Raw genomic sequence first — 13,161 nt, 5'->3', positions numbered from 1 at the left:
CTATTTAAAATTGTATAGTTAGTATGAATTAATACCTGATCTACTCTCATAAACTTATGCATAAAAGATTATTAGTAAGTATCTTTATTTCTTTCATCTTCTCTTTACAGGGAGTGGGAGAAGAAATTTCGTTTAATCATCTTACTACTGAGGATGGTTTATCTAATAATTCGGTCATGTCTATGTATCAGGATGAACGGGGATTCATATGGATAGGCACACGTAATGGTGTTAATTTATATAATGGAAGAAACTTTAATGTCTATCAATACGATAAAGACAATTCAAACAGCTTGCATTATAACCATGTAGCCCAGATTGTAGGCGATAGGAAAGGGACTGTCTTTTTTATGACGAGTAAAGGGGTATCTGCGTTTGATATAAAAAAAGAAACCTTTACGACCTTAATTTATAATAATGTATTAGGCATGTATTATAAAGAGGCACTATATATCAGTATGAAGAATTCTATTTATCAATATAATGGTAAAGAGTTCGAACTTTATTATAGTTTACCGGATAAAGACGCATTAATTAATCATATTTGTTTGCAAAACGATTCAATTATGATTGGTACTATGAATAAAGGAATTTATATAGTAGGTAAAGATAGTAAAATAAACCATTTGATTCCTCATGCACGAGTTTGTGATTTGTTGAAAGATAGCTCCGGGCGTTTTTGGATTCCAACATGGGAACATGGTTTGTATATGTTACAAGGAAAAACACTTAAAAACTTTCGTTGCAAAACGGATGATCCGTCTTCGATCAGCTCTGATTTTGTCTATAAATGTTGTGAAGATAAAAAAGGAAATATTTGGGTCGGGACATTTAATGGTTTAAATCTATATCATAACGAAACGGAAACTTTTACAAGTTATACCAAAAGTGATAAAAGGACAGCGCTCTCATACCCTTCCATATGGAGTTTACTGTGTGATGAGCAAGGTACGATCTGGGCCGGCACTTATTATGGCGGAATCAATTATTTTAATCCGAATAATCAGATATATACAAAGTATAATACATCTTTAATTGAATCAGAAGGACTTAGCTTCCAAGTTGTTGGGCAAATTATTGAAGATAAAGAGCATCATTTATGGATATGTACGGAAGGTGGAGGACTTAATAAATTCGACAGGACAACAAATACATTTACTTGGTATAAGTCCACTAAAGTATCGAATAGCCTGTCGCATAATAATGTCAAGGCACTTTTTTACGATAGAAACAGAAACGTTTTGTGGATTGGTACCCACTTGGGTGGATTGAATAAGCTGGATATTACTACAGGACATTTTACTCATTATTTATCTGATCCGAACGATAGTAAATCATTACCGTCAAATGTAATTCGAACGATAGTTCCATATCAAAACAAATTAATACTGGCTACTAACCGAGGCATATTCATGTTTGATTCAGAAACTACAGAAGGAGAAATAATATTATACGATTCGGGCTTACATTCAGCTATTGAATTGAAAATCGACTCTCGGGGAGTGTTGTGGATTACAGGTAGTGACGAGTTGGAAGGTATCTTTGCCTATAATTTTTCTACAAAGAAGTTGAAAAGATATGTTTCAAGTCCCAAAGCAAATAGCATAAGTAGTACGGTTATCAACCATATTTTTGAAGATAGCCGGAAAAGACTTTGGTTTTGTACAAATGAGAACGGACTTGACTTATATGACCCTCTTACCGACAGTTTTGAGAATTTTGATAAACGCAATAATAACTTTGCCAGTAATATCATTTATAATATATGTGAACTTTCGCAAGATGAGTTGTTACTAACTACTGACCACGGTTTTTCGATTTTTAATTTAAAAGAAAAACGGGCAGAGAACTATGGCAAGGAAAATGGACTTCCCATGATTGATGTAAGGAAGAAATCGTTATGTAAAACAAGTGATGGAGAAATATTCATTGGGGGAGTAGACGGTATGTTTTCTTTTAAGCCCGAACGCCTTAAACCTGTTTTTCATTCATATTCCATTTTGCCTTATCAACTTTTTATTAATGGAGAGAAAGTTGCTGTCAATGGTCAAGACGGCATTTTATCACAAAGTTTGTCTTTAACTAAGCGCATTGTATTAAAATCCCATCAAAACAGAATTGATATCGAATACGCTTTTACTGACTATCTGCCTTCTTACAGAGAGGATATTGTGTATTTCTTAGAGGGATTTTCCAAATCATGGACAAGTATGCGTAGTAAAAATACAGTAACCTATGAAAATTTGTCTCCAGGTAAATATGTCCTTGTAGTGAAGGCTCAAGGTGAAAATAGTAGTTTGGTACCAGAAAGCCGTTTGGAGATAGAAGTTTTACCTCCTTATTACCGAACGATATGGGCTTATTCGGCTTACTTTTTTTGCCTGGCAATTTTAAGTTTTTATCTGGTTCGCGTGTATAAAAAGCGTATTGAATTGCAAGAATCTCTTAAATATGAGAAAAAGCATACAGAAGATCTTGAGAAACTAAATCAGGCTAAGTTGCGTTTCTTCACAGATATTTCACATGAATTCCGAACCCCTTTGACATTAATTATCGGACAGATAGAGATACTTCTACAAACACGTTCACTGGTTCCGGGCGGATTTAATAAAATTTTAAGTATATACAAAAGTTGCTTGCATCTAAGAGAGCTACTAACCGAGCTACTTGATTTTAGAAAGCAAGATCAAGGGTATTTGAAGATTAAGGTAGTTGAGAGTAATATAGTTAGTTTTTTATATGAGCACTATTTACTTTTTAATGAATATGCCTTACATAGGCGTATTCATTTTCAATTCTGTAAAGAAGTAGACGACTTGAAAGTCTGGTTTGATCCCAAACAGATGCATAAAGTATTCAACAACCTCATCTCAAATGCTTTTAAGTATACGAAGGAAGGTGAAGATATCAAAATTTCGATTCAGAAGGAGAACGAGGAAGTTGTTATTGAAATTATCGATACCGGTGTCGGCATTGCTCCGAAAGATATGGATAGAATATTTAATAGGTTTTATCAAGTAGATCAAGATTCTTCATTTCAGGGGACAGGCATTGGACTTGCTCTATCAAAAGGTATTGTTGATTTACATCATGGTAGAATTGAAGTTCGAAGTGAAGGATTAGGAATGGGAACGACTTTTCGCATATATCTTAAGATTGGAAATAATCATTTTCAGAAAGAACAGATCGGTGAAAAGGAGGAAAATATCGATTACTTAAGACAAATTTCTATGCCGGAGTCATTCCAATCACTCTTGTTACAGGAAGATGCAGTATCTTCTGATAATAATGTAGAGGAAGTAAATACGAGTAGCGTTAAGATATTGATTATTGAGGACAATCTCTCTTTGAGAAATATGTTAATTCAGATTTTTAGACCGTTTTATATGGTTCTATCATCTTCGAACGGGTTGGAAGGATTGGAAATATTACGTAGTGAGATGCCCGACATTGTGCTTAGTGATATCGTCATGCCGGGGATGTCCGGAATTGAATTATGTCAGATTATAAAAAAAGATTTAGACACGTGCCATATTCCGGTTATTCTTCTAACAGCTAAAACAACCGTAGAAAATAATTTGGAAGGATTACGGATAGGAGCGGATGACTATATCACAAAACCGTTTAATGTTAATATTCTTCTTTCCAGATGCAATAATCTTGTCAATAATCGGATTATGCTTCAGGAAAAATTCAGCAAACAGCCTCAGGCTATGGCTCAGGTGCTTGCAACAAATGCCTTTGATAAAGAATTTTTAGATAGAGCAGTAGCGGTCGTAGAGCAGCATTTGGATGATTTTGAATTCAATATGGACTCATTTGCTTCTGAGCTTGGGATGGCACGTACCAAACTTTTCACCAAGATGAAAGCCATTGCGGGACAAACGCCTTATGAATTTATTATGACATACCGTCTCAAGAAAGCTGCTATAATGCTCAAATCTAGTCAGGAATTAGCTATTTCGGAGATATCGGATCGACTTGGATTTAGTTCTCCCAAATATTTTACTAAATGCTTTAAAGACCGATACCATGTAGCTCCGCTAAATTACCGTAAAGATGATTAGAATGATTTTAGTTCTATAATACGCTTTAATCTCATGCAATATCGTTGAAATGGGTGATTTTGTACTTATCCTACCCCTGTTTTGTACTGACACAGGTGTTCTTAATCTTTTCCTATGTGTATTTTTGCATATTCGCAAATGGCAGTAAATTAAAATACGATAAAGAATGAAATTCAAAGAGTAGCAATTGAAGAAACCCGGTTGGGGATTCCTGTTATAATTAATGATGAAGCTTTACATGGCCCTATCCACAGCCTATTGTACTATCTGGTACTTGGGATTTAGATTTGATCCGTAGGATAGGAAATGCTATTGGAAAAGAGACCTATAGTCGGGGGATTCGTCAGGTATTATCTCCAACTTTAGACCTTGCACGTGATCCGCGTCATGGAAGAATGAAAGAGACGTACGGGGAAGATTCTTATTTGGCAGCTTGATTTGGTGTTGAATTTATAAAAGGTGTACAGGGGAACGGAGTAATCTGTAATCCCAAACATCTTTTAACAGATTTCGTAGCAGATGGAGGATGTGATACCGGGAATATCGCTTTGAACGAAAGAGAACTACATGAATTACATATGGTACCCTATCGGGCAGCTGTTATAGAAGCGAAGTCCAAGTCATTGATGGCTACATACAATGCAATTGAAGGTAAAAGCTATATCTTTAATTAACAATTGATTTTGTAAGATTAATAGATCGGAAAGTATAAGTGAATAATAGGATACAGTTGGTTGTAATTTGAATAAAATATAGAAATATGAAGTCTAAATCATTTTTAATAATAGTGTTGTTGACTTGCTATTCATCATTAAGTTATAGTCAGGTTTCATCTGTGAAACTTAGTACTTATAAAAAAGGGAATCAGAATATCACTGTTTATCAGTCTGATATGGGTGGTGGTGGATATATAACCGGTATTGTACAAGATCCTCTGAATAGTAATATACTGTATGCTCGAAGTGATGTTGCCGGTATTTTTAAGAGTGTGGATGGTGGTAAAAGCTGGGCTGTAAAGAATTCCGGTATGAATAAGATGAGTGATCATTATTGCCATTCTCTCGCTATAGATCCATTCGATAATAAAAGACTGCTACGCGCATCCGGTGATGTGCGCAGTTTTCGCTTCACAGGACGTATTCACCGTTCTGATGATGGAGGAGAAAGTTGGTATCTTGTAAAAGATGGACTCGATTATTACGGTAATGGCCCGACACGTATGTTTGGAGAGCTTATTGTTTTCAATCCGGACAGAAAAGGTGAGGTCGTAGCAGGAAGTTTCTCCAAAGGCCTTTGGATGAGCCATGACAATGGTGAGACATGGACCTGCAAAGGGTTAGAAGGAGAGCGTATGTCTTCTGTACAATTCTGTGATAATCGTATTTATGTGTGTACAATCTCCGATAAATATAGTAATGATCCTAAATCTTATAGATTTAGCGAAGATCCCAAATCACTACAAGATTTTAGGAGAAATAAAAAGACTCGTATATATACGTCAAACGACTGCGGGGAAAGTTGGCAAGTTTTATATGAGAGTAATAAATTAGCTGCTATATATGAGATAATTGTTACTGATCATGGAAACACTGTGTTATTTACGGCAGATGTGGGAGTATATCGTAGCGAGAACGGTGGAAAATCATTTAAACTCATCTCCGATCTACCATCAGAAAACTGTTATCGTACTTTGGTACAATCTTCCCTTGAACCGTCCGTATTCTATGCTGCTGAGATGATACCATCGGGAAAGGCAGATATTCCCATTTATCGTTCTGCCGATAAGGGACGTACTTGGCAATTAATTTCTCCAAATTGTAGTTCTGAAAATTTGTCATGTTTCCCCGCTTGGCATGGAAATGATACCAGAAGGTTGGGTGATTCGCGCATATCGCATATTCTGCCGGATAACGTTAATCCAAACAAACTATACATTGCCAACTGGTGGGGGATAACGGTTACTGAGGATCTAGGCAAAAACTATTGTGGCAATTATTTTAAGGGAATTGGAATTATCTGTTGCGAGACATTGTTGCAGCATCCCTCCCGTCCCGATCAACTCATTTCAGGGGTATGTGACCACGCTCCGGCTCTATCTACCGACTGTGGCAAAACCTTTTCAACTATTCCTGCTAATTACGGTCCGGCACGTACAGTCTGTCTGTCTCGGTTCAATCCAGACCTGTTGCTTTTTGTAGATGAGAGAAAGGGAGAGTACATTCGATTATACAAGAGTGAAGATAATGGAAAGAGTGCGGAGAAGAAGTGGGAGATGGAAAATAAAAATTTTATTCAGGATATAAAGGAAGATCCTATTGTAAAAGGGCGTTTTTGGGCATATGTTGAGGGAGATTCCAATTCGCAATATCATCCTGGTGTCTATGTCTCGAATGATTGGGGAGAAACATGGAATACAACTGACACTAATCCCTTTATTAATCTGAAATCGGTTCCTGAAGATGAATTTAAGATTGATAGGGACTTAACTCCAATTGTGAATCATCAATATAAAAATGGATGTGGTACAGGGCAAATGTTGGCCATTGATTCTCAACAAGCAGGTGTAATATATGCCGGGGAATGGACCACTGGAATCTATCGCACGCTTGATGGAGGAAATAATTGGGAAAATATAGGAGGTGGACTTCCTTTTGACAAACAGAAAAATGAGATATTGCAATTTGTTTATGCCGACCCATATCGTGCAGGAGTTGTTTATGCCGGATTTTGGAATAAAGGTTTATGGAAAAGCAGTGACTTTGGAATCACCTGGCAACAAATAGAATTGGGAGGCAACAAGAATTGTAATGCATCTTCTATGTCGATAAATCGTGATGAGAAAGGTGGAGAACTAATGGCGCTGGGTTGCTCTAATCATCCGTTAGGAGATACTGATACCGCTTTATGGATTAGCTACGATAATGGCGGTTCGTGGAAAGATATATATGATTATTCCATAGGTTGTGCCCGGTTTCTATCTGTTGTTACCAATGCCAACCAGCAACGTATTTATGTGGCGACGGCGGGAAATGGAGTTCTGTATTTCGATTTGTCAGGGAAGTAGAGACATAGTGCTTGCTGTTCTCCCTTCTACTATATCTGATTACTTTTATATGTAGATGTGTAGGTATATAGTGATTATTAATGTACAAAATATATAGTATGATGAAACTTAAATTAGTAATGCTGTCTTCACTCTTGTTGACGGCAGTTTGGGTGGAGGCTCAATCAACAAAGTTGTATCCTCCTAAAAAACAAATGTATCATAAAGGTTGGATCGATTTTAATAAAAATGGAAAACTCGATGTTTATGAAGATCCGAAACAACCGATCGAGAATCGTATCAAGGACCTGTTGAAACAGATGACTTTGGAAGAGAAGACTTGCCAATTGGCTACTTATTATGGGCATCGCAAATGCCTGAAAGACAGTCTGCCTACGGCCGAATGGAAAAATATGATATTCAAAGACGGAATATGCAATATCGATGAGCATATTTCTCTCAAGCCGATGATCAAGGAAAATTCTTCTCCGTACAATATGGCAAATGCCATCCGCGAAACACAGCGCTTTTTCGTTGAGTACACCCGCTTAGGCATACCTGTGGATTTTACAAATGAAGGCATTCGTGGTCTAGCTGCCCGGCATGCCACCAGTTTCCCGTCTATGAATGCGTTAGGATGTACTTGGAATAAAAAGATAGCTTATTTACAAGGGGCTATTCAGGGTAAAGAAGCACGCGCACTGGGATATACCAATGTATATGCTCCCATTCTGGATGTGGTTCGCGATCAGCGTTGGGGACGTTTTGAAGGAACGATTGGTGAGGACCCTTATCTGGTGGCACGTATGGGAGTGGAAATGGCGAAAGGAATCCAGGACCAGCGCGTGGTGTCAACTCCCAAACATTTTGTCGGTTATGGCGATTGTAAGGCTGCCAGACAGTATTTCACGCGTACAGATCCGCACATTACTCCTTCAGAGATGTATTATATCCACGAATATCCCTTCCGTAAAGTATTTCAGGAAGCCGGTGCTCTCGGTGTGATGTGCGCTCTGAATGACTATGATGGTGATCCGATAGCCGGAAGTTATGAATTCCTGACCCGAAAATTACGGGGTGAAATGGGATTTAAAGGATATGTAGTTTCCGATAGCTATGCCATTGAACGTATGACTGTCTTCCACAATGTATGTGAAGACTTGGAAGAATCTACTTTACGAGCCTTGCAGGCCGGACTGAATGTCCGTACCCGTTTTGATAGTCCGGATGTATACATCAATCACATTCGCACTTTAGTAAAAGAGGGGCGATTGTCGGTCGAAAAGCTGGATGAGCTGGTTTCTCAGGTGCTATATGTTAAGTTCTGGATCGGATTGTTCGATCAACCATATACCGGTGATGCCGTACAAGCACAGGCTTTGCTGAAATGTGATGATCACATGGAGACTGCTTTGCAGGCATCACGCGAATGTATGGTATTGCTAAAGAATGACAATAATACATTGCCGTTATCTTCCGATATTAAGAAGATAGCTTTAATCGGGCCTAATGCCAATACTTGCAATTACGTACCGACACACTACGGTCCGATGGATTTTCATTTTGTAAGTGTTTATGACGGTTTGAAAAATATTTGTGATAAAAAAAACATTGAAGTTAATTATACGTTAGGTATTGGTTTGGTAAATGAAGGTTGGCCTGAGAGCGAATTGTTTCCGCAGCCCTTATCCAAAGAAGAGAAAGAAAGCATTGCCGAAGCTGTCGAATTGGCAAAACAAAGCGATGTGGCCGTACTTGTATTGGGTGACGGGACAGCAACTTCCGGTGAAAGCCGTACACGTACCAGCCTCGATTTACCCGGTCATCAGGAACAATTGCTCGAGGCGGTTATTGAAACCGGAAAACCTGTAGTAGTGGTTTTGATATGGGGTCGTCCGGCTACCATTAATTATGCCGACAGGTATGCATCGGCCATTCTGGCCGCACCTTATCCCGGTGCACAAGGCGGACAGGCTATTGCGGAAACCTTGATGGGAGAGTATAATCCCGGAGGGAAATTGAATAGTACTTGGCCCCGATCGATAGGGCAATTACCTATGAATGTTCCATGCAAGCCGGGAGCTAATGACGAGCCTCCATTAAGCTACCCGAATGCCTGTGTTTGCGGATTACTTTATTGCTTTGGGTATGGTTTGTCGTACACGACTTTTGAATATGATGCTTTGGCTATCGATAGTATACAATCCAAGACGGGTAATGTAAATATTTCCTGTCGCATTACCAATACTGGAAAAGTGGCGGGAGACGAAGTGGTACAACTCTACCTGAATGATGTGATAAGCTCCACTACTACTTATGAAAAGAACCTCCGTGGCTTTGAACGTGTGCATCTATTACCGGGCGAGTCTAAAGTGGTTCGTTTCAGTATTGTACCGGACGATTTGAAACTCATTAATCTTCAAAACCAGAAAGTGGTGGAATCGGGAGAATTCAAAGTGATGATTGGTGCCTCTATTGAAGATATCCGATTGGAAGACAGTTTTTTTGTTACCAACGGTGCAAAGACTTATAAGAAAAAAGAGAAAGTGGTAACTAAAGACACGTACCATAAGTTGATGATGCGCGACCCCGATAAAGAAGGTAAGAATCAGTATAAGAATCAGTAATTATATATCTATACACATGAAAAAAAATAGTTTTTTGTTAATATTGTACCTGCTTATGTCTACGGCAGTGCCGGCACAATTTATTAAACATGAGAGGTTGCTGTCATTTGAAGATCAGGGAGTACCTGTTTTTGTTACGGCCTCTGATTCCGAAGTGTCTATTTCCAGCGATCATTATAAAGATGGGGAAAGCTCTTTACTATGGAAATTTCAGCCCAACGGAGTGCTTTCAATAAAAAAAGAGCTTGGCTTTGAACCGAAAGATCCGACGGGCGTCGATAAGTTCTTGTCAACTTTTATGGTTTGGATATACGGAAAAGAAACAGTGAATGGACAATTGCGTTTCGTTTTCCTGAAAAACGGTAAAGAATGTTGTTCTTTCCCGTATAAGCTCGGTTTCAACGGATGGCGTACGGGCTGGGTTATTTACGAAAGAGATATGGAAGGAGAGCCTGAAGAAGGAATGAATGAAATACGAATTACGGCCCCCGGTGTTGCCGGTGAACTATACATCGATCATCTCCTGACAGCAGCTAAAATAGATCATCGTTGCCCTACTGCCGATCTCCAAGTGCCATTTATCAATAAAAACTCCAACAGTTCGTGGGGATCATTTGCAAAACGTGCTACGTTAGTTCCTGATATACCAGTTGAAACCGTAATCAGCGACGTTCAAAAGAAGCATATGAAAGTAATTGAAGAACGTTTTCTCGGACTCATTTGCCCTTCGAGTGAAGTTACTCCGCATGTAATGAAAACTTTAAGAGATACTTACTCTTTGTATAATATTACCTATAAAAACGGTTCTGTCATCGGTCGTCCCATCTATTACGGGGCTGCCGTAAGCAATGCTTTCAGACGCATTTTACCTGATTGGAACAACTTGGCAGCCCTTAATATGGATGCTGTAGGTTATTTTAACCTGATGAATCGGATTGCTGTAGCTTATAACAATACATTGATTCCAATGGAAAAAGAAGAATTGAAACAGATGTTTCTTGCTATGTATGATCATCTGACCGACCAAGGATGGGACTATGGAAGTTGTCTGGGTACCCTTACGCTTCATGGATATAGTTTCCGTAACTTCTTTACAGCCTATTTCCTAATGAAAAGTGTCTTACATGAAACAGGAAGACAGAAAGCGGCAGGAAGAACCATGCAGTGGTACTCGATGTGTAACGAAACGTTTCACATGCCTAAAAGCCAGGGTGAGAATGCCGACATTTTCAACACGTTGAGTGTAGGCCGGCTTGCCGGGATATTGATTATGGAGGATACGCCTGAGAAAGTGCAATATCTGAAATGCTTCTCCCGTTGGGTTAATAATGGTTGTCTTCCATCTCAGGGACTGACCGAAGTATTCAAAGAAGATGGTTCCGCTTATCATCATTGTAATAATTATCCGGCTTATGGAATCGGAGCCTTGGGAGGAGTCACCAATATGATTTATATATTGCATGGTACTCCGTTTGCAGTATCCCCCGAGGCACATCAGATTGTGAAAAATGTATTACTTACGATGCGTTTTTACTGTAATAAGCGTCATTTGCCTTTATCTATGTCCGGACGTCATCCCAGTGGAAAGGAAGCACTGTCTCCCATCCATTATGCCACTATGGCACGTGCCGGTTCACCCGATGGAACCGATGAGATTGATCGTGAAATGGCGACAGCTTATTTACGTCTTATTAAAGGGGATTTAAAAAACAATCATCAGGAAAAAGTGTTGAAAGATAAAGGATACTATGCCGAAACCGATCCTGAAGGAAATAAAGCAATGGGATACGCTTGTGTATCCATACAACGTCGTAATAACTGGTCGGCAGTAGCCCGCGGTCATTCGCGTTATCTATGGGCTGCCGAGCACTATCGTGGTGCAAACCTTTTCGGACGTTATCTGGCACACGGCAGTCTGCAAATCATGACTGCTCCTCAAGGAGAAGAGGTATCGTCTACCAGCGGCGGATGGCAGGAAGAAGGTTTTGACTGGGGACGTATCCCAGGAACTACAGCCATTCATCTCCCGGTAGATCAGCTGGAAGCCAACATTCTTAATGTAGACGTGTTTTCGGGATATGAAGAAATGCTATATTCGGATGAAGCGTTTGCAGGAGGTATCTCACAGGAACACCGGAACGGAGCATTCGGTATGAAGCTTCATGAACATGATAAATACAATGGCTCACACCGCGCCCGTAAATCTTTTCATTTCTTTGACGGAGTGATTGTATGCCTTGGCTCGGATATTGAAAATACAAACAATGAATATCCTACAGAAACAACCATCTTCCAGCTTGCAGTAAAAAATGAGGCCGAACACAATTTCTGGAAAAATTACAAAGGAAATGGAAAGTACTGGATAGATCACATCGGAACAGGTTATTATGTTCCTGTCATTGCCAAGTTCGAAAAAAACTTTCCGCAATACTCAAGTAAGCAAAATACCGGAGAGAAAACCGAAGGAGACTGGGTATCACTAACTGTCGATCATGGCAAAGCACCCAAAGGAGGCTCCTATGAATATGCGATTCTTCCCCAGACAACCCAGACAGAGATAAGCAGTTTCGCTAAAAAGCCATCTTATAAGGTACTTCAAAAAGATCGTAATGCACATATCGTACGCGATCTGAAGAGTAATACTACTTCCTATATCTTATTTGAAACTCCGGATATGTTGCCGAAAGGTCTCATACAAAAGGTAGATACCTCCTGTCTCATCATGTTACGCGAGCATAAGCAGGAAACGGTACTTACCGTATGCCAACCCGACCTGGCACTCTATCGGGGGCCTTCTGATGATATATACGATGAGCAGGGAAAACGCATCGAACGCAGTATTTACTCCCGTCCCTGGATAGGAAATCCAAGCCAATCGATCCCCGTCCGTATCGAACTAAAAGGCAAATGGGAAATCAATGAAACTCCCGGGTGTAAAACAGTCTCATCAGATACTAAAAAAACAGTATTAGAGTTTACCTGCACAGATGCAGCAAGCCTGGAAGTTAAACTTCATAAGAAATAAAACGAAGGAGATTAAGTATGAAAAACGGCCTTCTATTTATTGTGTATCTTTTGTTGTCCAAAACACTGGAATGGGAGGATGGTACGGTAACTACCCAAGGGCAACTGGAACGTCCCTTCATTTTGTTTGAGGATGGTAAACCGGCTTATATATTCTTCGCAACGATGGATGGTCCCGGAGGATTTGAAAATGCAACACGGTCATGGAATATGGTAATTCCGATTATGAAGTAAAAGTCATTTTTACCAAAGCCGCAATTTTTCAAACTGATCTTAGAAAAGTAAAACTCTACTACTCAAAAGAACATTAAATCATTTATAAAATAATAGTTACTATGTTTGTAAACACTGAAAACCAACGCTCGTCGGGACGGGTGGTCCCGCCCCTTGCCGCTGGGCG

4 protein-coding genes and 2 pseudogenes are annotated in these 13,161 nt (G+C 39.3%); all 6 read left to right on the top strand.

Annotated features, from left to right (window positions below; genetic code table 11):
- The first annotated feature begins 56 nt into the window (after nt 1-56).
- Entirely contained in the window at nt 57-4,067 is a 4,011-nt protein-coding gene (locus tag HCG69_RS14520) for a two-component regulator propeller domain-containing protein (RefSeq protein WP_221650621.1), read from the top strand.
- A gap of 257 nt (nt 4,068-4,324) precedes the next feature.
- A pseudogene (locus HCG69_RS20730) lies at nt 4,325-4,741 on the top strand (glycoside hydrolase family 3 N-terminal domain-containing protein).
- Between the two features lie 86 nt (nt 4,742-4,827).
- A complete protein-coding gene (locus HCG69_RS14505; RefSeq protein WP_221650620.1) occupies nt 4,828-7,131 on the top strand; it encodes a glycoside hydrolase in 2,304 nt (767 codons plus the stop codon).
- 98 nt (nt 7,132-7,229) lie between these two features.
- Nucleotides 7,230-9,737, top strand: coding sequence for a glycoside hydrolase family 3 N-terminal domain-containing protein (locus HCG69_RS14500; protein WP_221650619.1), 2,508 nt, complete (start codon nt 7,230-7,232; stop codon nt 9,735-9,737).
- Between the two features lie 16 nt (nt 9,738-9,753).
- Complete coding sequence (locus HCG69_RS14495; RefSeq protein ID WP_221650618.1) at nt 9,754-12,762, top strand: chondroitinase family polysaccharide lyase; 3,009 nt, start codon at nt 9,754-9,756, stop codon at nt 12,760-12,762.
- Nucleotides 12,763-12,818: 56 nt separating this feature from the next.
- Nucleotides 12,819-12,995: pseudogene (locus tag HCG69_RS14490) on the top strand (glycosyl hydrolase family 43); the annotation flags it as partial.
- Between the last annotated feature and the right edge of the window lie 166 nt (nt 12,996-13,161).

It is taken from the genome of Bacteroides sp. K03 (genome assembly GCF_019734355.1).
Lineage (GTDB): Bacteria > Bacteroidota > Bacteroidia > Bacteroidales > Bacteroidaceae > Bacteroides > Bacteroides nordii.
Note: the sequence above shows the minus strand (reverse complement) of the source record. Positions and strands in the feature narration are given on the sequence as shown.